Source organism: Halobacillus sp. GSS1, from assembly GCF_017307035.1.
In the GTDB taxonomy this organism is placed as follows: Bacteria; Bacillota; Bacilli; order Bacillales; family Halobacillaceae; genus Halobacillus; species Halobacillus litoralis.
This window is the reverse complement of sequence record NZ_JAFLHE010000002.1, coordinates 201,143-226,983: the sequence shown is the minus strand read 5'-3', so window position 1 is coordinate 226,983 and position 25,841 is coordinate 201,143. Positions and strand designations below refer to the sequence as shown.

At 46.8% G+C, this 25,841-nt stretch carries 16 protein-coding genes and 1 pseudogene; 3 read left to right on the top strand and 14 right to left on the bottom strand.

The genetic code is table 11. The annotated features are described in order from the left end of the window. Window positions 1-99: 99 nt before the first annotated feature. The 5 genes from J0K78_RS07615 to J0K78_RS07595 form a co-directional block, all read right to left on the bottom strand. Complete coding sequence (locus tag J0K78_RS07615) at window positions 100-339, bottom strand: hypothetical protein (RefSeq protein ID WP_206946120.1); 240 nt, start codon at window positions 337-339, stop codon at window positions 100-102. Between the two features lie 182 nt (window positions 340-521). Further along, the gene (locus J0K78_RS07610) at window positions 522-1,355 is read right to left on the bottom strand and encodes a DUF817 domain-containing protein (RefSeq protein ID WP_206946119.1); all 834 of its coding nucleotides are present in this window, start codon (window positions 1,353-1,355) and stop codon (window positions 522-524) included. Between the two features lie 10 nt (window positions 1,356-1,365). Next, window positions 1,366-1,578: a helix-turn-helix domain-containing protein gene (locus tag J0K78_RS07605; RefSeq protein WP_160912412.1), complete on the bottom strand. Its 213-nt coding sequence runs from the start codon at window positions 1,576-1,578 to the stop codon at window positions 1,366-1,368. 10 nt (window positions 1,579-1,588) lie between these two features. Next, window positions 1,589-2,071 (bottom strand): DUF2975 domain-containing protein, encoded by a 483-nt coding sequence (locus tag J0K78_RS07600; RefSeq protein ID WP_206946118.1) that lies wholly within the window; start codon window positions 2,069-2,071, stop codon window positions 1,589-1,591. 330 nt (window positions 2,072-2,401) lie between these two features. Beyond that, on the bottom strand, window positions 2,402-3,568 hold the full coding sequence (locus J0K78_RS07595) for a lactate 2-monooxygenase (RefSeq protein ID WP_206946117.1): 1,167 nt from the start codon (window positions 3,566-3,568) through the stop codon (window positions 2,402-2,404). Between the two features lie 263 nt (window positions 3,569-3,831). Between J0K78_RS07595 and J0K78_RS07590 the strand changes: the two genes are divergently transcribed. After that, window positions 3,832-4,674 carry an aldo/keto reductase gene (locus J0K78_RS07590; protein ID WP_206946116.1) on the top strand — a complete coding sequence of 281 codons (843 nt, stop codon included), beginning with the start codon at window positions 3,832-3,834 and terminating at the stop codon, window positions 4,672-4,674. A 97-nt stretch (window positions 4,675-4,771) separates the two neighbouring features. After that, window positions 4,772-5,170 (top strand): YndM family protein, encoded by a 399-nt coding sequence (locus tag J0K78_RS07585; RefSeq protein WP_206946299.1) that lies wholly within the window; start codon window positions 4,772-4,774, stop codon window positions 5,168-5,170. Window positions 5,171-5,248: 78 nt separating this feature from the next. On the opposite strand, the gene J0K78_RS07580 is transcribed toward J0K78_RS07585, so the two are convergent. Next, complete coding sequence (locus J0K78_RS07580) at window positions 5,249-6,181, bottom strand: nucleoside hydrolase (protein ID WP_206946115.1); 933 nt, start codon at window positions 6,179-6,181, stop codon at window positions 5,249-5,251. A gap of 453 nt (window positions 6,182-6,634) precedes the next feature. On the opposite strand from J0K78_RS07580, the gene J0K78_RS07575 reads away from it, so the two are divergent. Further along, complete coding sequence (locus tag J0K78_RS07575; RefSeq protein WP_206946114.1) at window positions 6,635-7,372, top strand: PAS domain-containing protein; 738 nt, start codon at window positions 6,635-6,637, stop codon at window positions 7,370-7,372. 232 nt (window positions 7,373-7,604) lie between these two features. Here the strand turns inward: J0K78_RS07575 and J0K78_RS07570 are convergent, their stop codons facing one another. The 8 genes and pseudogenes from J0K78_RS07570 to J0K78_RS07535 form a co-directional block, all read right to left on the bottom strand. Then, a complete protein-coding gene (locus J0K78_RS07570) occupies window positions 7,605-16,985 on the bottom strand; it encodes a carboxypeptidase regulatory-like domain-containing protein (protein ID WP_206946113.1) in 9,381 nt (3,126 codons plus the stop codon). Window positions 16,986-17,068: 83 nt separating this feature from the next. Beyond that, a pseudogene (locus tag J0K78_RS07565) lies at window positions 17,069-17,374 on the bottom strand (hypothetical protein); the annotation flags it as partial. A 265-nt stretch (window positions 17,375-17,639) separates the two neighbouring features. Continuing rightward, complete coding sequence (locus J0K78_RS07560; RefSeq protein ID WP_206946111.1) at window positions 17,640-18,848, bottom strand: aspartate kinase; 1,209 nt, start codon at window positions 18,846-18,848, stop codon at window positions 17,640-17,642. Window positions 18,849-18,866: 18 nt separating this feature from the next. Beyond that, window positions 18,867-20,675 (bottom strand): IucA/IucC family protein, encoded by a 1,809-nt coding sequence (locus J0K78_RS07555; protein WP_206946110.1) that lies wholly within the window; start codon window positions 20,673-20,675, stop codon window positions 18,867-18,869. Between the two features lie 16 nt (window positions 20,676-20,691). Next, entirely contained in the window at window positions 20,692-22,029 is a 1,338-nt protein-coding gene (locus J0K78_RS07550) for a lysine N(6)-hydroxylase/L-ornithine N(5)-oxygenase family protein (protein WP_206946109.1), read from the bottom strand. Beyond that, window positions 22,004-22,552 carry a GNAT family N-acetyltransferase gene (locus tag J0K78_RS07545; RefSeq protein ID WP_206946298.1) on the bottom strand — a complete coding sequence of 183 codons (549 nt, stop codon included), beginning with the start codon at window positions 22,550-22,552 and terminating at the stop codon, window positions 22,004-22,006. The genes J0K78_RS07550 and J0K78_RS07545 overlap by 26 nt, the downstream gene beginning before the upstream one ends. A gap of 22 nt (window positions 22,553-22,574) precedes the next feature. After that, on the bottom strand, window positions 22,575-24,329 hold the full coding sequence (locus J0K78_RS07540; protein WP_206946108.1) for an IucA/IucC family protein: 1,755 nt from the start codon (window positions 24,327-24,329) through the stop codon (window positions 22,575-22,577). Continuing rightward, window positions 24,326-25,837, bottom strand: a complete 1,512-nt coding sequence (locus J0K78_RS07535) for a pyridoxal phosphate-dependent decarboxylase family protein (protein WP_206946107.1) — start codon at window positions 25,835-25,837, stop codon at window positions 24,326-24,328. Before J0K78_RS07535 ends, J0K78_RS07540 begins: the two co-directional genes overlap by 4 nt. Window positions 25,838-25,841 lie beyond the last annotated feature (4 nt).

Sequence of the window (25,841 nt, the reverse complement as noted above, 5' to 3'; positions counted from 1 at the left end):
TTACAAGATAATCATTGATATTAAGGTGTTCAAGTTCCAAGTCGTTGATCCGACAGTCATACTCAAAACATGGACCTTAAATACGTGCGGCAGGATGGTTCACATCTGTGATATTCCGTCCAAAAAGAGAGCAAAAATCAAGCTGACCAAAGTAAATCCGGCTAGAGGAATGGCGAATGCGGCATTATTCTTCATCTCTAATCCTGATAAAATCACACCCAAACCACAGAGAACGACCCATACCGGAAGGAAAAGCACGTCTGCAACTCTTAAAGGCATCCAACCATAGAAGCCTGTTAACCATAAAACCCATTGGGTAAGCAGTAAGCTCCCAATCACCAAAGAACTCTTAAATGGTAAAGGTCCTCTTCCGTGTTTTTTCACAATATGTAAGGGGACAAGCACCATTAAGAATCCCACCACTACAAAAAGTACAAGAAGTATTACAGATATCCCAATTCATCACACTTCCTCTCTTCCAAGAAATGAAAGGCCTCTATCATACCCCTGCCTTCTGTGACTCACAAATATAACTTCCCATAACGCTTCTGAACCCTTGGACGTTTCTCCTCACCACTGATGCCGCGACTTTTTGCAGGGTGTTTCTTGACCCGTTTCAAAGTTGCTACAATTAGAAAACTAACAATAACTAATAACAGCCATGAACTCACTTTCCCCAGATGAACGAGACTCCAGGCATCCGCCTGGTTTGGGTATTCCCACGCGCTGAAATAAGTCGCGATATTTTCTGCGACCCATATGAAAAAACCGATCAGCACAAAAGAAAGCGCAAGGGGCATCCGGTAACGCGTATCGTTCACCTCGTAGCGGACCCATGCTTTCCAAAAAACAAGAAGGACAAGGCCTGACAGCCACCATCTGATATCGACCCAATAATGGTGGGTGAAAAAATTCAAATAGATCGCTGAAGCCAGAGGAACGACAAGCCACACTGAAGGCCAGCGTACCAACTCAACCTTAAGCCTTCTCCACGCCTGACAAAGATAACTCGCCACACTTGCATACATGAAGCCGCTATATAATGGGACCCCGAAAAATTTCGAGTAGCCTTCTTCTGGGTAAGACCAGGAGCCCATATGAACTTTGAATAGTTCGAGGGCAAGCCCAATCACGTGAAACAACGTAATCACTTTCAGTTCATCTCTTGTTTCAAGTCCGGAGCGTACCATCCACCACTGCATGAGTAGACAAATGATCAGCAGCCAATCATACCTCGGAAGCAAAGGCAGCGGAATCCATTGTGTAAGCGCCAAAGAAGCAAAGATAACGACAGGAAACAAGCAGGACAACGCTTGCTCCCAGCCAAAGTGTAAGAGTTGTTTCACCGCTCTCATCTGACCCCTCCTAATCTTCGTCTTCCTGATATTCCAGAATGTCCCCCGGCTGACAGTCAAGTGCCTGACAAATCGCTTCCAATGTAGAAAAACGCACGGCCTTCGCCTTGCCATTTTTCAAAATAGAGAGGTTTGCCATCGTGATTCCGACCTTCTCCGAAAGCTCGGTCACGCTCATTTTTCTTTTCGCAAGCATCACATCAATATTGATAATAATCGCCATATGGATCACCTCAGACCGTAAGATCATTTTCAGATTTAATAGTAATGGCTTCTTTCAGGAGTCTTTGCAGGACAGCAGCAAAGACGGCGATGACGGCAGAAGCGAGGATGATGACCATCGCAATGACAATCAGACCAGGAGCGTCATCGAGTTCAGCGACCGTATAGATCACCGGCATGAGCACAACGTATAGAACGCTGATGGTGACGGCACAAAATTTGATGACCCTCAGTGCTTTGACCGATAAGTCTGAGAACGCCTTGTTGCTGTCAATATAATTCAGAAGCTTAAACGCTTGATACAGCGCAAAGTAAAAAGGGATGGCTGTCAAATACATATAAATGAAGACCACCGGTTCAATGATTGGAAAATCAGACAGCAGCACGCCCGCATATTCCGCAAATTCAGGAACAAAAAAGATACACAACGCAAGAACAGGCAGACCAATCAAAAAGACCGCCAGCTTCAAAAAGAGTGTAGATCCACGTTTCATAAAAAGCACCTCATCTCCTAATATCTTTTCTTATCATACAATTATATTTATTGTTTATCAATAAATATATATCATTTATAGATATTTTATTATCGATTTGGACACACATAACTTTTGGCTGTACCCATAAAAAACGCAGACCTCCTGTAACTCAGAGATCTGCGCTTTTTATTTGTGGATCCTGGGAGGGCTCTTGGCGGTTTCGCCACCCTTTAGTGCGGTTCGCCTCCCCTTTGGCGCGACTCGACACTCCTTTGACGTGGTTCACCACCCCTTTAGCGCGATTCACCACCCTTTTGGCGCGATTCGCCACCTGTCAGGATGCGTCGGTCACCTGCCCTCAAGCAGGACGGATCGATTCAATTCAGTCACCGACGAACAGCCGCTTAAAGCCATGGCGATATCCGTGTCTGCCAGTAAATTTCTCAACACCTCATGCACCCCTTGTTCTCCGGCAACAGCAAGGCCATACATGCAAGGCCGTCCTACTAGGACAGCTTCTGCTCCTAGTGATAGGGCCTTGATCACGTCAGCTCCCCGACGGATTCCACCATCCATCAGCACAGGGAGCTCTTTTCCTACCGCTTCAACAATAGGCGGAAGAGCCTCCAAAGAGCTCACGGCTCCATCCACCTGCCGTCCACCATGATTGGATACGATGATTCCATCCACGCCGTATTCCAAAGCTTGCTTAGCATCATCCGGATGAAGAACGCCCTTCAGCAGGATCGGTAAATCGGTATGCTCTCTTAGGAAAAGCAGGTGTTCCCAAGTCAATCCCGGGTTCCCGAACGTTTTCGTCCACTGCATCACTGCCTGCGTGGGATCGTCTTCAGGAGGTGATGACAGGCGAGAACGAAAGACAGGGTCGGTAAAGTAGTTTCCGACACCCTCGCCAATCAAAAAGGGCAGGTACACATTTTTCAAGTCTTTTTCCCGCCAAGCCATCATGGGCGTGTCCAAGGTGACGACAATCGCATCATATCCTGCTGTTTCTGCCCGCCGCACAAAACTTGCCGTCACTTCTGGATCCTTATTCCAATACAGTTGAAACCATTTAGGAGCTTCCCCCATCACTCCGGCTATTTCCTCCATCGTTTTTGTAGAAGCAGAACTTGCAATGTAGGGAATATTCAATGCTGCAGACGCTTTGGCTGAAGCTAATTCTCCTCCCTCTTGAATAATCGACTGCACACCAATAGGCGCCTGCAGAAGGGGAGTCTCGTACTTTTTCCCGAATAATTCAAAGCTTAAGTCACGATCCTCTACATTTTTAAGCATCCGCGGGACGATTTTCCAACGGGTAAAGCTGTGAAGATTATCTTTCATCGTCTCTTCACCACCTGCGCCTCCCGCTACATAATAGAAAGGACCATCCTCCAGAACTTCTCTCGCTTTCGCTTCCCAATCTTCATAGGATACGGGAAGCCTGTCAGGATCAGGCTGAGTCATAGTCCGATAAACTTCAAATTGAACTTGATTTCCGTAATTGGACATTCTTTATCCTCCTTAACGATATCGTTTCAACTCGTATATTTACCTAATATTCCCTTTTATCCTAACACAATTTGTAAGCGCTTTATAAAAGGGTTGCACTCCCTTTTCATCCACTTCGTCTACTTCAATTCCTTTCCCTTCTTAAGATCATTTCTTTTGTAAACGCTGACATTGGTTTACAGTTCTGCTGACAAGGTAAAAGAGTAAATGTTTAATCTAATTCCGTCTACTAATAGGAAAGAACTAAAAGGAGTGCATGTAGAATGAGTCAATCTATTCCTGAAATCCAACTGAACGATGGTCTCACCATTCCTGCCTTGGGATTTGGTACGTACCGCCTGAACGGAAACCGCGGTGCTTCAGCTATTCAAAGTGCCATAGACACAGGCTACCGCCTAATTGATACCGCTTATAACTATGAAAATGAAGCGACGGTAGGAGAAGGGATCCGCCGCAGTAACATACCGAGAAATGAATTAAGAATCACATCCAAACTTCCTGGTCGATACCATGAATACGACAAAGCCGTAACGGCCATCCAGGAATCTCTGTTCCGTGCACAGCTGGACTATTATGATCTTTATTTAATCCATTGGCCGAATCCAAAAGAAGATAGGTATGTAGAAGCATGGCAGGCATTGATTGACGCCCAAAAATGGGGATTGATCCGTTCCATCGGTGTATGTAATTTTCTCCCTGAACACTTAGACCGTCTCGAACAGGAGACAGGCATCATACCGAGCATGAATCAGGTGGAGCTCCATCCCTTTTTCAATCAGGAAGAACAAAGAGCCTATCACGAGGAAAAACAGATCCAAACACAGTCCTGGAGTCCGCTAGCCCGTGTCCAGAATATCCTCGACAATGAGACCATCCAATCCGTAGCTGAACAACATGAAAAGACGGTTTCCCAGATTATTCTGCGCTGGCATTATCAACTCGGTTCTGTTGCTATCCCTAAGTCATCTTCTCCCAAACGGCAGAAAGAGAATCGGTCAGTTTTCGACTTTTCGCTAAATGAAGAGGAAATGGACCGTATCAATCAATTGACTCGACCGGATGGCAGAATGAAAGATCAGGATCCTGCCACTTACCAGGAATTTTAGAAATAAAAAAAGCAGACCTCAAGTTAAATGGACTGCTTCCTCTTCAAAGAATCCATTCTTCAGGTATAGTTGTTCACTCGATCGTGCACCTTAGAGCATTTTAGGCATTCTGTTTATCATCTTAGGTTTAGGATTTGACGTCTCTTTCGGAAACGTCTTTCTCATATCCCTTGTTGTCAGTGTTCTTGGTTATTTAGGAGACGTGACGATTCTAAAGAAATCCAACAATACAATGGCTACGGTCGGGGATTTCGTGCTTAGCTTCGCAGTAATATACTTTATGAAAGATGCACTCACACTCGGGGATGATGTATTTGAAGCCACACTGATTTCGGCGATTTCCTTAGCGGTTTTCGAATATTTCTTCCACCAGTCGGTTGCAAGAAGCCTCGATCAGGAAAAGGAAGAAAATCACGAAGTACGCTCTACTGGCCAACTGCAAACGGAGGCTTCGGAAGAACTTTTTCCGTATGAAGAAGAAGATAAAGAAAAATAGAAACATGACCAAGGGAAAACATACCATGTTTTCCCTTGCTTCATTTCACCGATTTTTTCAGAACCTCCACTTCTGTCATTATTCCTTTTGTACCATTACTTTCTTAAACTCTTCCATAAACTTTTGATAATGAAGATCGATGGCAATTTTCGTATCCCCTTTTGGACTGGAAGGCCGAACGTCAATATAGGAAAGCCCTCTCGTTTCGATTCCTTCAGCTACGTTGGCATCGTAGTATATGTAATCGACTAAATCAGGATTTTTCACAAGCATCACTGTCAGTAAATCATGGATGGGAGCACCCTGTATGCCGGGAACTTTTTCTTTATAGAAGCGGTAGTAGTATTTAAAGATCGGAGCGAGGATGAAGCAATATATATTGTTCTTAGATCGAGCGATTTCCTCTACAACATCGGGCGTAATGACAGCAGAACGCGTGACATTCAAAGGGGTTATTGTCAGATTTTTAGCAAATGTTAGGACATAGTTGGAAGATGTCGGATCCCCGTAGAAATTGGCTTCCGCGAGAGCTGTTATATTTCCAGGAACGAAAAAAGCGCCTCCCATAACAAAAAAAGACTGAACGAATTTGATTTGTTCCGGGAATAAAATAAATACAGTGGCCAGTGTCGTCTGTCGTCCCGTACTTACAATGATCAGCTCATCCTTGTACTTTTCCATAAGCATCCGGATGGTATCAAAAGGGGCGACCTCATAGGTCATATCTTCAGGAGGACGGATGGGCCCGATGCCTTCTTCCCCATGAATCTCGGGGTAAAAGAATACTTCTTCCTGCTGCACTGGATTCGATGCCCCAGGGATGATAGGGATATCATCTCTCCCCGCTAATTGCACCAAATAAGCCGCATTTTTCGTGGCTTGTTCTCTTGTTATGTTTCCATAACCGGTAACAATACCGACTATATCAAGTTCAGGATCCAACATGGCATACATAATCGCTAAGGAATCATCGATCCCAGGGTCACAGAACAACAAAATTTTTTTCGTCATAAGCTTGCCTCCTGTTCCGCTCTTCCTCTTATCTTATTCATGGATAATGACCACTTATGCCGTTCTAAGAGAAGCGGAACATATGCATGCGGTTGATGTCCTTAATCATTCACTCCTCTACTCTGAGGTCCCTTCTTCCAAGTTCCCTATTCTTAACTTTTAGATATAGAGCAGAGGAACAAGAAAACTCACAAGAATAATCGCTCCGATTACAAGACCATTCCAAACTGTTTGTTCCTCAGTTTTGAAGAAAAAAAGCGGATTTATAAAGTTATATTTATATAAAAGCTTTGACTTTCCTATGTATATGATGAATGATGGACGTTACGGAGGAATTTAAGAGATTCAATCGTTCTAATATTATACAAATATACAAAAAGGATTTTCACTATAAGAAATAGAATTTAATAGAGTAGAGAGTCCTTCATCAATTCTGTTCTAAGGGGGAGCAATATGACGCCGTTAAACGAAACATTCGATCAATTGTCCATTGGTGTGATGGCGATTGACTTAGACTATCGAATTACTCATATCAATCAACAAGGCAAAAGCCTTTTACAAATAGAGGAAAAAGATGTTATAGGAGAAAATGTATATGACCTCTTTCCTGATGCACCTGAAGAAGTGCGGCATGTGGAGCGGACAATACGAACATCTGAAGAGCTCACCTTTGATGCGATCCCCTATCAATGGGGCAAATATAATTTGTATTTATCCATCCGCACCCGTGTTTTAGAAGAGGATGGAGAGGTTTATGGGGCGATGGTCGAATACAGTGATGTGACCAGTTATTATGAAAAAGAACAGCGTATGCGGAAATGGATGGAGGATATGTCTGTGAATGTGATCCCTTTATCCGAAGGGATTGCTCTTTTACCCTTACAGCCAATCATGGATCAAGTCGAATTCCAATACATCCTGGATAGGGGCTTACATAACGTAACCCAGATGGGTGCCCATCAAGTAATCATTGATTGTTCAACCATCAGCATGGTAGACATTGTCTTCTTTGAAAAACTTTCCAAACTTATCCAATCTCTTTCTTTAATGGGGACCCATACGATAATTTCTGGAATGAAGCCCGTTCTATCCAAACTTTGGGTGTCTTCCAACCTTCCACTACTCCATGTAAAGTTTTATACGAATTTACAAGTAGCATTAAAGGAATTATACAATAAACGAAATGCGTGACGCGTGCTCTCCCTCTTACGGTGCCTGGACCACACCAATGAACAACAATAGGAAGGAACGCCATTCGATTCAGTCCTGTTGTTGTTTTATACCCCTTTCGTTATGCTTCCGCCTCCATCTATTCACTCTCCCTTTAGTTTTAATCGCTAAAAAGAAGCCCTCTGAATGTGGTCGATCTTCCACCATTCGGAGGGCTTCTTTTCATTATAATTGGGACTTCGCCCAACTCAACTCAACTAATGCTGCAATTGAAAGCAATTTCACCTGAACGAATCCTTATCTCTTTTTCAATACAGGACTGGACCCAATCAAGCACACGCGTCACGTTCACACATACAGGCCCTGCTTCCTGCGGCTCCACCTCACTGACTCCCATTACACTAGAGGATCCGTTCAATTGAATGGTTGCATTGACCTGAGTTTGCAGACTTTGATTCAACAACAACCGTAAAATGACAGCCTCCAGGTTTCCGTTCCTGCACTCAAGATCCACTTGGCATTTACTGCCGGTGACTGACCCACTGATGACTGTTCCTGGAGGTGCGTACATCACTACTTGATGGCAGATGATGCGCTCCACCGGTTCACTTACGCAAACCCCATTTGAACCTTCGATGATCAAAGTCATGTTCAAAGAAATAGCAATTGCGATTTTTTTCAGCTCTACTTCTTCTCCATTTGGTAAAGATACCCTCACGCTTTCTCTGTCTTCAGGATTTCCTACTTCTTTAAAACTGATATTTTCAACTTCACAGGAAGCGACCTGGTTCTCAAGCAGGCAAGGGTCACCGGGACTTACATCGATGCGGACGTAGGTTGTTTCCCCGTTCAAAACTTCGATCGTTACCGTTTCTGTTCGATAACCTCTTCTAATAATACGCAGTCGGTAAACCCCTTCAGGAACATCTTCAAAACGGAACAAACCTTCTCCATCTGTCACTGTGGAACGAATGACTCTGCCAGTAGTATCGATGATCTCTACAGTCGCACCAGAGACAGGAAAAGTCGTCTCTTCGTCCACCACTTGACCAATCACTCTTCCAAGTGGAATCCGTTGCAAGGTGACATTCAATTCCAGCACCTGATTCGGAAGGATCCCGATCATTTCAGTTTCAGACTGGTAATTCTCTGCAGCCACAACGAGGATCAATTCACCTGTTGGCAGTCCTGGCAGAATGACATCCCCATTGATATCCGTCACTCCTGATGCAACAACTGTGCCATCAGGGAGGGTAACTGTTACACTTGCACCTGGAATCGGCTGTCCTGTTATACCATCCCTTACATTCACAGCTACTGTCCCCGGGTCATCCTCCAACACCACCGTAATCCTCGTTGTTTCCCCTGCCCTAATGTCTACAGATACTGAAGCAGCTTGATAACCCGGAGCTGATACGACAACTCTGTAACTTCCCGGTGCCAAATTCAACACCGAGAACTCCCCGAAGTTATCAGCAAGCAGAGTTTCGACGATGCGTCCCTGTTGATCGAATATCTGCACACTGATGCCCTGAATGGTAATAGGCATACCATCTGAATCGACAACTTCACCAGCCAGTAATCCCGTCGATTGTACTAAAGGTATATCCACCCTTGAAACCTGATTGGCTGCCACGACCACCGCAAAGGTGCGTGGACCGTATCCAACAGCACTTGCTGTAATCGTATAGAGACCTGGTGAAAGGCCAGCGATGGTGTACCTTCCACTTGAGTCTGTCGTGGAGCTGGCTACAATGAATGAAGAATCCCCAATGACCCGCCTTACCACAAGGTCCGCGCCCGCAATCGCCTCATCTGTACTAGAATCGAACACCCTTCCTGAAATAGCTCCCGGATTTGCTTGCAGTGTTGCGTCCACTCCTGTCTCTTCTTCTCCCGGAGAGAGGATCACCGCTGAGACCACCGTGCCAAATCCAGAGGCACTGAATATGACCTCGTGGGAACCAGGCGGAAGATTGCCTATAAAATAGGTGCCGTCTAATCCTGTAATTCCTGTTCCTAAGACGATCTCATTGTCATCAATCACCCGAACTGTGGCTCCTTGAATCGGCGATCCTTCACTGGACCTGACCGTACCGCTGATGGATGCCGGATTAGAAATCAAGAACAGATCAGCCATCGTCACCTCATTTTCAATGACTGTCGCACCGACTGCTCCCCTCGCATAGCCCGTCAAGGTTGCTGTGACCACGTATTCCCCCGGAGCAACGGAGCTGAAGGAATAAAAACCAGTCTCGTCTGTGACTGCATTAGCTACAGGAATAAGGCTCTGAGCCGGGAATAATTGTACGACTGCGCCGGAAAGCGGAGATTCATCAGCTGCATTCAGCACACCCCCCTGAACCGTCCCCGGATTTGATAGAAGAGCAGCATTTACGGTAGATACCTGGTTGGCCAGCACCATTGTTCCGATCGTCAACAGTTGGAAAGAAGGATGGAAGAAGACCACAGTGTAATCACCAGGGCTGAGCCCATCCACACGGTATCTTCCTGAAATGTCTGATTGAGTCGTTACCACAAGGACACCAAGATTATCAAAGATTGAAACTCTCGTATCCCTCAGGATTTCTCCTGTAACAGAAGAAGTGACTAGACCCTCTATGCTTCCTGCGTCAGGGAAAAGCCCTAATGAAACCACAGTAGTTGCATTAGGAGCAACTGAAACAGAAGCCGTTTGCGATCCAAAATCCGGTGTGAATGCCGTAACGGAATAACTCCCCGGCGTGAGTCCTATCACTAAAAATTCCCCGTTACTGTCCGTAGCTGTTGTTTGAATGATCGGTCCTGTCGGAGAGAATTGACGAACAACAACGGACACACCAATCAACGGATCTCCAGTGACTGCATTGAAAACCATCCCACGAATGTTTCCAGGGTTCAGTTGAAGCGCAAAATCCAACTGAGTCTGTTGATTTGCTATTACTTCAATATCCTGGACAGCCGCACCGAAACCAACGGCCGTAACGACGACACGATACGTCCCTGGAGCCAGACTGCTAAACTGATAGCTTCCGTCAGGGTCAGTCACAAGGGTGACGACCAGTGCCCTCGTTTCATCGAAGATCTGTACGACAGCTCCAGGGATAGGATCCGCAGTGCTTTGGGCAAATACGGCCCCGAAGACCCCGCCTGGATTCGGGACCAGCGACAATGTCGTCTCTACAGTGGCACCAGCCGTCAAGATGACAGCCGTCGAAGCTGTTCCGTATCCAGGCGCAGTTGCTGAGACAGTGACGGTTGTTGCCGGAAGACCAGAGATGGCGAATTCTCCATTTACATCAGTTACTGTACTTGTAATTGGCAGTCCATTGACGTCAGTGACACTTACGACTGCTCCAGCAATGGGAACAAGGGTGTCCGCATCAATGACTTGACCAATGACTATAGCAGGATTTGGTCTCAACGGTACTGTTAGAAACGTTGTCTCTCCTGCTTCAACGATTGCTCCGACTGTTGTTGTCTGGAACATGGGCGCTGCAATAGAAAGCAAGTACGATCCTGGAGATAGTTCCGGAATGATGAACTCTCCTTCAGAATCAGCGAAGACAGTTAGTATTAAGTTCCCTGCCTGATCAAATACTTTAATTTCAATCTGGGAATTCAGAATTGGCATTCCGTTCTCGTCAGTCACAACTCCTGATAGGGTACCGACTTCAGGAGATAAAGAAATATCGACCATTGTCGTTTGCCCACTCTCCACGATGGCCCCTACCGTAGTGATTCCATAACCAACGGCAGTACTCGAAATGGAATAGGAGCCTCGAGCAAGCCCCTCAATGACGTAATTACCGTCAACATCCGTAACCGCTGAAGCAACGATGACCGGAACACCAGCTACCGTACGCACCACATTCACAGCTCCGACAACCGGCTGTCCTGACGTACTGTCGGTCACCTGTCCTGTGATTCTTCCCGGATTCGGGGTTAATACGAAATCATTATTTTCCAACACCTGCCCAGGCTCCAGGATAATCCCGGCAATAAGCGTCGCAAATCCCGGCGCACTGACAATTACTTGATGATTCCCAGGTGGCAGATTGGATAAAGCGTAATTCCCAAAATCATCGGTTACTGTGGTCCCGAGTACAGTTTCATTTTGGTCAAGAACCTGGACAGAGGCATTCGGAATACCCCCTCCCAATGAGGAGCTTACGTTTCCTGTAATCGTGGCAGGATTCGGTGCCAGTAAAATCGTCGAGATGCTCGTTTGATTCGATGTAACCGTGACTCCCGTCTCTCCGTTCGCATACCCTTCGAACGATGCCACAAGGACATAAGGTCCAGGGGCCACACCTTCTAATAAAAAGCTCCCTGTTCCATCTGTGATCAAGGTAGCGATCGGTAACAACCCTAAAGCAGGAAATACCCTTACCGATGCTCCGATCAGTGGGTTTCCTTCAAGGTCCAAAACCTGACCACTGATCACTCCAGGATCGGCAGTCAAAGCTGGATTAATGGCAGCGGTTTCTCCAGCTGCTGTAGTAAATCCGATGGAGAGGGTTTGATAATTCGGGTTTGTGAAAGTAATCGTGTAGCTGCCAGGGGTAAAGTCTTCAATTTTGTAGAATCCATCCGTACCTGTTTGGAACGTTCCAATCAGAACCCCGTTGTCATTGAATAGTTGGATCAAAACATTCGGTAGTGGATCCCCCGTCCCTGCATCGATTACAACACCTTCGACATTCGAAACGATTTGTTCCAAAACGAAATCTCTTGTAAACGTGCTTCCAGGCGTCAGCAACACGGAAGCGGTTTCTGTTCCAAATCCAGGAGCGGTTACGATAACCGTAAACGACCCTTGAGGAAGCGTAGTGATTAAATAACCCCCATCGGCGTGTGAGACCGCTGTAGCAATGACCGGTCCTGTCGCAGTAAACTGACGGACGATAATCTCTGCGCCGATAATCGGATTTCCACCCTCATCTGTAATGGTTCCATTTAAGGTGGATGGATTGGGATCCAGAGCGAAACTGGCTACCGCTGTCTCTCCTGAGTTGACAGTAAAACTGATCAGCTGATTGCTGTATCCCGTGAAACCTGCGACTGCCGTGTACGTTCCCGGCGAAAGTCCTAAAGCCACATAATTCCCCAGTGCATCCGTGGCCGTCGAAAATACAAACGCCCCTGTAGCGTCAAAAATTTGAACACCGGCACCGGAAAGGACAGCTCCTGTAATTCGATCAATCACCGTTCCAGAAACATCCCCAGGATTCGGGGATAAAGCAAGCGTGACCGACGACGTTCCTCCAGCTTCCAAAAAGACAGCCGAAGAGGCTGAACCAAAATCCTGCGCAGATGCGGAAACATTATACGTACCCGCAGGAAGATTATCGATGTTGAAATTCCCATCCGGATCTGTAAAAGCGGTACCGACGACACCTCCAGTCAGCGGATGCGTAACAGTCACAGTGCTTCCACTGATACCCGCACTCGTCTGTGCACTGAGGACCTGACCTGTTAGCACCGCAGGGGATGCGTTCAGCAAAATGATTGTCTGGGTCACTTCTCCCGCTTCAACAAGCACCCCGACCACGCCCGTCTGGTACCCCGGCGCCGTCGCTGTAACCAAATACGTCCCCGGAAAAATATTTTCAAATAAGAAGCTGCCATCCGGTTGGGCAAGAATGGTAGCAATGACAACATTCAAATCACTCGTCAACCTGACCTGAAGGTTTCCACCGGTAATCGGATTACCTATGGAATCCACCAGCTGCCCTTCAATGGAACCCCTCAATACAGACAGTGCAACATTCGCATTTGTCGTTGTATCACTGACGACTACCGCGCCAGCCAATTGGGTACCGTAACCTTCAAGAGAAGCGGTCACCGTATAGCTGCCCGGTGCTAATCCACCAACTGTATAGTTACCGAACGGACTTGTCGTCACCGTAGCCACAACCTGATCCACGGTTCCCGCTTTGCGGATAACGATAACTGTATTAGCCAAAGGATTACCATTATCGGCATCCGTTACGAATCCGCTGATGGATCCCGGGTTAGCAATCAGTGTGAAATCCACATTTTGAAGATCGTCTCCGGCCTCAAGAAGGATTCCTGCTATCACCTGACTATACCCGGGAGCGGTAACCACGATCGTTAAGGATCCTGCAGGCAGACCGCTGACCGAATAGAATCCGTCAGCATCCGTGCCCGCTAAACTAAGAAGCACTTCATTGGCATCGTAGACGGCAATCGTTGCATTAGGGATCGGCAGCCCCCCCTCAGCCACAACTTCCCCGGAAAAAGAAGCAGGGTTGGCAGTCAGTACAAAGTCAATGGTCGTCACTTCATTCGAGACCACCACTGCCCCGGCCGTCACCGTAGAAAAATTAGGCGCACCCGCTGTAAGGATATAGTTTCCTGGAGCAAGACCTGAGAATTGATAATCTCCATTAGCATCAGCCAGCACACTGGCAATAAAAACATTATTTGCTGTAAAGAGCTGAATAATTGTTCCAGCCTGAACGGGGGTCACCGTACCATTGATTACCCCTGGAGAAGACACTAGGGCAAGGTCCACGACCGTTGTCGTATCGGCAAGAACGAGCGCACCCCCGATTTTGGTCTGGAATCCTTCCGCACTGGCTATGACGTTATAGTTCCCAGGAGGCAGACCTGTGAACGTATATTGACCATTTTGATCTGTAACAACCGTTCCTATTTGAACATTGCTCTGATTGACGGCCTGCACGATGGCGCCGGCAATTCCGCTTCCTGAAGTTTCTGAAGTAATCGTGCCCGTGAGCGTCCCTGGGTTCGGTATTAATGAAAGAGTGATACTCTCCTGCCCGCCCGGCGGAACCGTGACCGTAGCAAAATTCGTCTGGAAAGATGGCGAAGAAGCGACGACGGTGTACGTACCTGGGGACAGTTGATCAACGAGAAATTCACCATTGGTATCCGTAAATGTTGTCTGCACCAGGACCCCATTGACATCAAGCACACGAACTTCAATCTGCGCCCCCGTAATCGGATCACCCGTCTGTTGGTTAATGACTGTTCCGATAATGGAAACTGGATTAGGCAGCAGCGTAAAATCTTCTGTAGTCGTTGCATTCGATTGGATGAAAACCCCTTGAGCAGAGGATTGAAAGTTTACCGCTGTGGCTGTAACGGTATAAAAACCTGGAGCCAAGGCAGAGACCGTATAAAATCCATTTTCATCAGTAACACCCGTCGCCACCACGACATCACCAACACTCGTTCTAACGGTAATGATCGTACCAGGTATAGAATCCATTCCATCGGTTACAGTACCTTCCAGGATGCCCGGATCTGCGGGCAAGGTAAAATTAACGACAGTGGTTACAAATGCAATGACCTGCGCGCCAAGGACCTGGGTCTGAAAATTTCCAGCAGAGGCACGGACCGAATAACTTTCAGGAGCCACGTTTTGAAAAGAGTACTGACCTGATCCATTCGTCACTGTAGAGGCAACTGCAACACCATTCACTAGAAGCTGTACAAAAGCTCCGCTGATCGGCTGATTGTTCTCGTCTTCCACCACACCTTCAATTGTACCGGCGCTGCGGACAAGTTCCACATTCAACATCGTCATTCCATTCGGTGTTATGATGGTTCCAATGGTTGCATCGGCATACCCTGGCTGGCTGATGGTGACAGTATAAGAACCCGGCGGTAGATTGGTGATCGAGTAATTTCCTGCGGCATCTGTAAGTGCGGTGGCAACTGTCACTCCACTTTGATGAATAACTTGAACTGCTACCCCTTCGAGAGGATTTCCCGTCTCATCATCCGTGACTTCTCCGAACAACGTTCCTGGCTGATCAAGAAGGATAACATCCTGCGTAACCGTTTGCCCCTGTGCTACCGTAAACCCCAGCAGACTGGTCTGATATAGAGGGGCGGAGGTCCTGAGCGTATAGGTCCCCGGGGCCAGTTGGTCAATCGTGTACATGCCCATGGGATTCGTTGTGGCTGTAGCAATGACGTTATTCGCAAGATCGAGCACTTCTACGGTCGCATTCGGAATAACAACATTGGCCTCGTTCCTGACCGTCCCTGCCACCGTACCTGGAGACCCTGGCAGTTGAAAATCCTCCACCGTCGCCGCATTCGACTGGACCGTCGTTCCTCTCGTCTCCGATTGGTAAGTCGACGCGCTGACCGTCAAGACATAACTTCCTGGTGTTACTCCGTTAAAGGTGTACTCCCCTTGTGCATCCGTTATTGCAGTAGAAAGAACAACGTTGGAATTATTAACCAAGTGAACTTCCGCCCCTGGTATAACTACATTTCCAGTTGTCCTGACCGTCCCCGTAATGGATCCAGGGTCCGGCGTCAACAGTACATTGACTACTTCTGTCTGCCCCGCTGTCACAGTTACAGACCTTGTAGCGGTCATGTAATTATTCAATAGATAGCTCAAAGAATAAGACCCCGGTGTCAAAGAGGTAAAATTGTACTGTCCATTCCCATTGGTAGTCGTTGTTGCAATCAAGACATTCATTGCATTCCGCAGTTCTACCGTCACTCCCGTGAGCGGAAGTCCACTTACACCTGACAATACCTGGCCGGTAATGGAGGCTGCAGAAACGACGCCGACTGTGTTGGAAACCGTCTGAACCGGAAGCTGCCCTCCGGTAAAATCATCAATTCCAGAAGCCGTAACCGTGTTCAAATTCCTCGTCCCTGATGATGTAAACGTTCCTGTAACCCCGTAAGTCAGAGTAACCGTCTGACCGGGATTTAAATTGCCGATATTCCAGGATATCGTTCTCGTAGAAGAATTATAAGCCGCTGTCCCTGCAGACGTCACAATTGCATTCACACTCGTCAGCTGATCCACTTGGAAGAGATCATTCACAAACACCTGCCTCGCAAGCGATCGTCCCATATTCGTTACGGTGACCTGCTGGGTCCAGGACCCTTCATTTCCATTTAGAATACTGGCCGGACCTGAAGTAATGGATTTGCTGACGGTAAGCTCAGCGCGAACATCCACCTCATCCGGTGTGACCGGATCCGTTAACGCATCAGAAAAATGGAATCCTTCACTAGTTCTTAAAGAGTCCTTGTTATAGTTGTTCGCGTTCGCAGACGAGAAAATGATGAACTGAAGCGGTGTGCTCTCAGCAATCCCTAATGTCTGAAAAAAATCACTTGCCGAAAATTGAAACTCAATAAAGTAATCCGGATTTCCCCCGAAGTTAGAACCATCGTTCGTCAGTACTGAACGGGCGACATCAAAATTGACGATTGGACGCGAATAATTGGGTGCTCCCTGCCCGTTCGTACCCTCAGCAGGATCGTTCCATGAGTTCACCTGCTTGACTGTGTTCTGAACCAGGTTGATCGTATTGTTCAACCCGTTCACGTTCACCAGCCAGTCATAAACTCCCGGTGTCCCTGAAGTGTTCACCAAAATCCCCCAGGCGAAATTCCGGAATCCTGTTAGTTGTGAGTTTACTGGATTCGTATTCAGACGAATTCGAAAATAAATGGTTTGCCCATCATAGGCGAAGTAACCCGCAGGAAATTGTGAGTTTCCTACAATATCCGTAGAGCTCGGTGACTCATCCCCAAGCACATCGAAAATAGGCTGTGAGCCTAATAAAAGCGGTTGATATTGTTGATTGGACGGAAATGCCATCCTTCCCCTTCCCCCTTGTTGTACTCTATCCTAATAGTCTATATCTTCTAGCTTATTCGGTGTGTCCTCTCGCCTAATCTTGCTTATTCAATAAAAAAAGTGGTCCATTTCTTATGATATTTAAATATCCCTTCACCTTTTCCTTTCGCGTTACCGGTGGAGTAAGTAGGATACGTCCAATGAAACAGAAGGTCATACACCTTAAGAGAAGTATATAAATTCACAAGGAAAAAGGAGTAATGATAAAGATGCATTTCAAACCATAAGAAAAGCGCCCATCCAAAGGGCTCTTTTCTTATGGTTTGATCTGTTAATTTAACCAATACAGTAGCCATATGTTCGCGCTCTCCCTTATTTGCGCCATTCCACAACTCGCTTAAAAGCTTCTTTTCACGGTTTTTTTAGTCTTCATATTGAGTCAAGTAAGTGGCTACCCGTTTAGCCCCTTTTACTCTTGATTCTTCATAGTTATTTTTAAAATAGTTATGAATATCGATCCTATTTACCATCCCTTTATAGTTATAGACGAGACTTATAAACCAGTCATCACCCTCTCTAGTAAATATATCTTTCATTCAAAATCTTGAAACCTATGTTTATAAAAAAGCCTGCCCCCTGTTTAAATCCAGCAGGAGGCAGGCTTTCGAGTGACGTTCAATAGGCAAGCGGGAATTTGTTTTGGTTTACATTCATAAAGGCGTTATACAGCCGTCGAGCCAAATCTTTCCCATGTTCTTCAGGGACCGAAACACTCCATACGGCGGGATGACTGTCGATATGATGAATCTCTTCCAGAGGCATCCACTCTTTTTCATTCAACGGAGCGTTCTGCTTCCTTTTCATTTCTTCCTGACCGAAAAGCATATGAATGGCCGCTTTTTCAGCCTCCGTTTGGATGGCTTTTATTCCCAGCTGTTCTTTGAATTGATCAAGGCGTGTGATTATCTGGTCAAGATCATCTTCCTTGATAACGACGATAAATTCCTCAGGTTGTGAATGAACAGACGTGGTTCCGATTACATCCGTATCTTTCAACCACCTCCTCAGTTTTTCCTTTTTCAACCGGCTTCCCGAAAGACGAAGGTGACAGAGGTTGGTTTGATACGTGACCCCGGCGACAGAAGTGCGAGACGGATCAGAGGATATCCAGGTTCCTGGCTTTTCACAGAAGCTGGATCGAATAAGAAGCGGAACTTGATATGCTTTTGCATGGGTGACCGCCCGTGGATGAATCACGCCCGCCCCCATTTCAGCCATGGTAAGCAGGCTGTCGTAATCCATGGAGGAATATTTCCGTGCGTTCGGAATTATACGAGGGTCTGCCGCATACACCCCATCAACATCGGTGCAGATGTCACAACGATCCGCCTTCAACGCTGCAGCCAAGGCAGTAGCTGTCGTATCGGAACCACCTCGGCCCAGCGTGCAAATTTCCCCGTTTGCCGCTGCACCTTGAAAGCCAGCTACGATAACAATCTTACCTTCTTGCAGCTCTTTCTTAATCTTACTTGTATTCATAGACGTAATTTCGGCATTCCCGTGGTGGTGTTCCACTTCAATCCCTGCCTGTTCGCCTGTCATGGCGATGGATGCCTGTCCTTTTTCCTGAAGGGCGAGTGCCATCAGAGCGCATGACACTTGTTCTCCTGTAGATAAAAGCAGATCCTTCTCTCTCCCATTTGTACAGGAAGAGACTTCGCGGGAGAGTTGCACCAGTCGATTGGTTGTATCGCCCATCGCTGAGACAACCACGACCATCTGGTTCCCTTTTGCCTGTTCACCAATGATCCGATCGGCAGCCTGTTTGATTTTCTCGATTGTTTGTAATGAAGTTCCGCCGTATTTTTGTACTATGATCGCCATGATCCATCCCTCTTTTCGTCAGACCTTCTGTTCTTTAAAAACAGCCAGTGCGTTGGTTACGTGGCCGAATTCCGATGCATGCGGACGATCATCTCCATCCGCGTATCCATAATCGACCATGCGGTTGCGGTTGAGGCAAAGCTTCGTCATTTCCGGTGTGAAGAAATCGAAAAGCTCAAAGCGTTCCTTCAATTCCGGGAACCTGCGCTGGTAATCGCGGATTGATTCTGCCAGCAGCTGCCAAAAGCCTTCTTCTGCCAACAGCTGATGCTTTTCTAAGATATGGCTTAAATAACGAAGATGGCAGATGAATAATCCAGTAAAAATAAACTGGGTCAATCCTTCCGGTGGCTCTGTACGCAGGACAGTTTTCATCTCTTCCGTTACGTGCGCAAGCTCAGGAAATGGCTGGTCGGTCACGTTCACGTCATCGACAAAGTCCTTGACGGCAAGACGATGCGGCTCATGATCTTTCAGTACGAGAATCGTGTTCTGCCCGTGGGGTGAGAAAACCGTGCCATATTTGTATAGGTAATGAAGTAAAGGATCCATGACCACTTGATAAAACTTCTTCATCCAATCTTCCGCATCCAGTCCAGAAGACTCAATTAACGATTTAATGAAAGGTTTCCCGTGATGATCTTCGTGAACCAGTGCTGCAAGTGTAATGGCCTGTTCACCGACTTCCAGATACGTATAGATGCTTTCACGCCAAATTGACCCCAGCATTTCCAAGTATTGATACGGAGCATCTTTAACCGCACCATAATGTTTATGATCGACATTGATGCTGGCATTTTCCCCTGGCAGAATCACCCGGCACTCGTTCTTTAAGAAGTCGTCCTGTTCATAAAGTCCTTTGATCCATTCCGTGACTTTTGGTGCGATCACAGTCCGCTCGGAAGGCAGGCCGCGGTATACAAGAGTATTCAGGATGCTCATCGGAAGCTTGACATGATGCTTCTCTTTGAAACTTCTATTTACAAACGTACGGATCGACTGCTGAGGAAGGTACGCATCGTCACCATCTCCCACAGCAATGATCTCCTTTTTTGCGATTTTTTCCGGGAAGTTTTGAATCAGCTGGTTTTTCCACTGCCATTCATGGACAGGGAAAAAGTAATAGTCTTCCGGATCACGGTTCAGTTTCCTCACTTCGGAAAAGAAACGTTCCCTCTCTGAATCACTCAACTCCTCATCCAACAGCTTTTCATAGCTGAGGTTCTGAACCGAATGGAAGGTTGCTAGATTCTTATGTGCCGCAATCCAGTTAAGCTTGACTTCCTGCTGATGCTCAGGAGCAAAACGCAGGTAGTCATCATAACCGAAGCCGATCCTTCCTTTATTATAGGTGATCCACGGATGCCCCTTCATATACCCTTCCAACTCGGCATAATCAAGATCAATCAGCTCATCAGATGACACATCTGTTTTTTCCATCAGATGAACATCCGCGATCAACGTGGCGTTCATCTCTTTGATTAAATGACCAATTGTTTCTGCAGACATGCCGATGATTTCCTTTAAATCAACCAGCAATTCGATGGCATTGTCCGCTTCTTCTTCCAATCCTCCCTCGACCTTTTTCAGATTGTCAGAAGAGACATCAAAACTGTCGAACAGTCGTTTTTCAGCTGCAAACCTGTACGATTTATCGGCAGAGACGGACAGTTCATATGCTCTCGTTTTCCCCTCTGCACGTAGAACGTCCGGCTGAATCATATCCTCATACATATATTCAGCGAACATTTTCGCCATCAATTGTTGATTGGCCTTTTTCCAATTCTCTCTGTTCAATTGTTCATGAATGTCCGGTTGAAATAACACACAGATCCCCTCTTTCTTATGATTGATGTTGTGCGACCAAGGCTTTTTTCGTTCCAAACGTTTGGAAGACGTTTTTTTCCTGTATGGAATACACGTTTCTTTGAGCAATTCTGTTGATGATCACCGCATTGCGATGTGCACCAAGCCCAAGGTCAGGTGCGCCGACGCCATGGGTGTGAATTTCGCCATTTTGGATGAAAATGTGTCCCTCTGCCGTAAGATTTGTAGCGAGGTCATATCCTTTGTTCACGGTAAATCTGCCATGATCATCCCAAATGATGCGCTCCTTTAGGCCTGAGAAAAAGGCAGGCACACGCGGCTGATATCCTGTTCCTACAATGACCACATCCGCTTCCATATCCATAGTCTCATCTGTGACTTTCTGATAACCTTTTAAGCTCAGATGGTCTGCTTTCTGTTCGATGGACGTCACTTCTGTCATTGCCTGAAGATGGATTGATGGATCAGCATTGCCGACCGTCCGTTCATACAGATGGTCATAAATGGCGGCGATCGTTTCTGAACTGATGCCTTTGTAAAGAAGGTCCTGCTTATGTAAAAGCTCGTCTTTCTTCCATTGAGGCAGCTCATAGAAGAAGTCGATGTAATCCGGAGAGAAATACTCAAGCCCAAGCTTTGAGTACTCCATAGGAAAGAACCCCTGCGACCTTGTGTACCATTGAAGCGAGCCGCCTGTCTCCTCCTGGTGTTTCGCCACATCAAGGAAAACTTCCGCCGCGCTCTGGCCAGATCCAATCACTACGACAGACTTGGATAAGTCACTCGATGGTTTTCTTTTCAAATATTCGGACGTATGAAAAACGGATGCTCCAAGTGCATCTTGAAGTGCCTCTGGTACCCGCGGCTCCGTGCCAATGCCCATCACGATGTTTTCAGCGATGTACGTGTGCTCCTTTCCCGTGGAAGAGTCGTGAGCGGTCACTTGATAGAGGGTCTTTCCTCCGAGATCAGTAGTAGTGACACGGGTCACCTCGCTTCCGAACCGCAAACTGTCCAGTCGTTCACTGACCCAGCGGCAGTAATGATTGTATTCCTTTCTCGGGATATGGAACTTTTCCAGAAAATAAAAATTATACAAACGGTTATGTTCCTGAAGGTAATTTAAAAAGCTGTGTTTATTGGTGACATCCACCATGCTGACAAGGTCTGCGAAAAAAGGCACCTGCAGCGTCGTTCCTTCCATCAACAGATGAGGATGCCACTGGAATTCTTCTTCCTTTTCAAGAAAGAGAACCGACACATCATCGACCGTATCCAGGAGGGCAGCCATTCCTAAGTTGAACGGTCCAAGTCCGATGCCGATCACATCAAAGATCTGCTTTTTTGTATTCATCGTTCCACCTCGATTCAAATACTTCTCGTTCACAAAACATCAGCTGTGCCTTTTTATCCGGGAGCTGTATGGGAGTAATCGGCGCGAACCCGCACCTTTCGAAAATATGGATCATCTTGTCGTTCCGGATATCCGGTTCTGCCACCACTTTCGTTGTCGCTTCGTGCTGAAACTGGAAACGGACCATCGCTCTCAGAAGAGGCAGGGCAAAGCCTGAGCCGAGGTAGTCTTTTTCCCCGATCAACAGATGGATGCCCTGATCGCAAGCCTTTGGAGAGTATGCGTTTTCTAAGACATCCCCTTCAACCCAGTAGGCTTCCCAGTAGCTCATCACTTCCCCGTCAACCATGCCGAGGTAAAGCGTCTGGTGGGTGTCAATCAGTGCCTTCCGGTAATGCTTTTCAAAGCGGTCAAACGAAAAATTCAACTGCCAGAACGGATGCACATGATCTTCATTCATCCACTTGTGAACCAGCGCAACATCGTCCATCCGAGCCCTCCGAAACGAAATCGTGCGCCGGATTGTCTCATCATACACTTCAAAATCAACGCTCATGAAGGACTCCCACCTTTACAGCAAGCGGATTTTCAACGGCTGTATAAACCGACTGCGCTTCCATCGGTCCGACCAGTTCATCCATATCATACAAACGTGTCAGCAGATTGGCCTTACATGGAAGCGTCCTTTCTTCTAAAAGCGTTTGAACAAACAAGGATGGATGATGGTTCATTAAACGTTTACGAAGAAGGTCCATCAATTTTTCTTCATCGGCTAATCGACTGACACCGAATCCGTTGATCAGTCCGAATAAATGATTGAAAAAGAAATAATAGCGAAGTCGTTCATCAGCGACATCATCCTCACAGATCGTATCGCTCTTGCTGTTTAACGAAGGTAGCAGTTCCATCAGGTGATCCGCTTTTGAGCGGCTGAAGTAATAGCCCTGGTTATCTCTGTAATAAAAAGCCGAAGGATAGCCATTTTCTAAACGGACAACGGAGTTTTGCTGATGGGCTTCAAGGGCGATACCATATGTGTGATGAAGCCATAGAATAGGATCCAGACTGATCGTCAAATACTGGTCAAACCAGTCCAGACTGACCTCTTCCACTTCGCGCCCTTCTTTTACCGCAAGACTATGGATGATGGCAGAAAGTCTGGAAGGCCCTTCGTAGGCATGATCCTGAACAAGTCCGGCGATGAGAGTCACTTGCTCCTTATCGTGATCAAAAGGATTCTCCCTCAAGGAAACTTCAAACCCTGACGTTTCTTTCGATAAAGGAATATTGATCGCCGCGGGGTCTTTCATCATATGGAAGTTGGGATGATGATGGTTCAATTGCTCCCCCAGTTCTGTATCGAGCAAACGGGACACTTCCACCCCCCGGGCCAGTTCCTTCGGCTGGTTCATCCTCAAGGAATTCGTAATTTTCACCGGTACAGAAAATTTGTACATAAACCGTGAAGATTCACTGTACAGCGTCCGGAATGATGAGGTTGCCGTAAAGTGGGCACCCGCCGACCCAAGATGTGTAACATCCCCAGAAGCCAAATACCTTTGAACTTCCGGATCTTTTAAAACAACAGGCACTTGCAGTGGATGCATAGGAAGTAAAACGCGTCCTTTGTTCCATTCCTCCACAAGCGGTTCCGCCCCTTCCTTTTCCTTGACATCTTCAAAGATGCAGGCGGATGCGGAGCGTCCCAAACTGGAGTCTTCCTCAACAAGCTCGGGATTCACACTGAAATAGTGGAGCTGAAACCTCCCTTTATACTCAGGGGAATATTCCCGGTCCTCGACATCGGTCAGGCCTTGTTTGCTTTTCGGAGTCGGATGCAGCAAATGACCAAATAACAGCGACTGCTCCGCCTCGATAAAGGTAAAATCCTCTTCCATCAGTGTGTGACGATCCTCGTACCTTGCCACTACATAATCCTTCATTTTCTTACAACTGAGCAGCACACGCAGGACGAGTTCATCCTCTGCCCATTCCTGCCCGTTGCCGATGAGCCATTCCTTCACAAGAAGGGTCGTCATCGTGACATAGTCAAGAGTATGGGATTCTTCGCTTCCTTCGGTCTGATAAGTGATTGGAAAGTCAAACAGGTGCCTCCCGGTTAACGACCAGTAGTTCACAGGTACATGGATGAACACATGCTGTCTGACCAAATAGATGCGGAGTATTTTCTCATCGCTATCGTTCGCATTCATCCACTCATAGTTGCCTGTTTCTCTTAAATAGCAATTAAGGAAGCTTTGCATCGTCGCCTTCTCGGCAATTTCTTTTGCTTTATTCACTGAGGTGTCCCTCCTAAAATCTGTTTCGCTGTATGTTCAATTTCATCGATTACGGCTATAACATCCTCTTCCGTCGTACGAGGATTCAAGAGTGTAAATTTCAAGTATGTTTCTCCTCTGACCGATGTTTTCGCGATAACAGCTTCTCCTTTATTAAAAAGCGTCTGTTGGATATGACGGTTCAAATCACACACTGTACGGCTCCCATGCGGCTGGTATTGAAACACGACCGTCGAAAGTTCAGGAAAAGGGTTTTCTACATGGAAATGATTGCGATGCTCCAATTCTTCTGCAGCAAAGCATGCCACTTCCATTGTCCTATCCACCATCCTCCCTAATAAACGCGTACCGAGGACTTTCAAGGTCATAAGAACCTTCAGCGCATCAAACCTGCGCGTCGTCTGAATGCTTTTATTCACAAGATTCAATATGCCTTCTTCTTCATCTTCTACAGGGTTCAAATAATCGGCATGATGGGATAAAAGCCGCAGGTGCTTTCTGTCTTTGACGAGAAACATCCCGCAGCTGATCGGCTGATACAGCCATTTATGGAAATCAAGGGTCACCGAATCCGCCCGGTTTATTCCAGCAAGCTTATCTCCATGCTCCTCACTAAGCAGAAGTCCTGCTCCGTAGGCGGCATCCACATGAAGCCAGAGACCTTTTTCTTCACAAAGATCAGCAAGACTCTCTAGCGGATCGATGCTCCCGTAATCCGTCGTGCCGCACGTGCTGACAATCGCAAAAGGGAGAAGCCCTTCCAGCTCCAACTGCTCAACTATACTTATGACCTCCTCCGGATCCATCCGGTGGTACTCATTGACGGGAACCGGAACGACCGCCTGTTCACCAAGACCTAGTTGCGCCACTGATTTTTTCACAGAGAAATGAGCTTCCGCAGAACAAAGGACTCTCATCTTTTTAAACGACTCAGGAAGCCCGTCCCTCTGGACAGCATGGTTCCATTTCGATAGACAAAAAGAATCGCGCGCGAGCAGCATTCCCATATAGTTGGACTGCGTCCCTCCACTTGTAAAGACTCCGTCTCCACTTTTTGAAAAACCGATAAGCTTTGAAAAGTAACGTGTCAGTTCTTCTTCGACGTAAGTCGCTGCCGGGCTCTGATCCCACGAATCCATCGATTGATTCAGAGCCCCGATGATCAGTTCTGCCAGCACCCCGGGTAAAACCGGCGGGCAGTGCAAATGCGCCATGCTCCTTTCGTGGGAAACGTGGAGGCTGTTGTTTATCACCGGCCCTTTGATTTCCGAGAGCACTTCATGAAGCGACTGCGGTTCTTCTTGAACACCCATGACCATTCGAAGCTCCTGTTGGATGTCTTGAACAGACTTCCCTTCAAACGGTCGATCCAGGTCCTGAAAAACTTTGGCGAGGGTATCGACGACGAGGTCGACATGGTTTCGAAAATGCTCTCCCGCCTCTTCTCCGTGTTGAAGGAAAAACGAATCGAATGGGGCAGCTGCTGATTTATTCGTTGTTGTTATCATATCT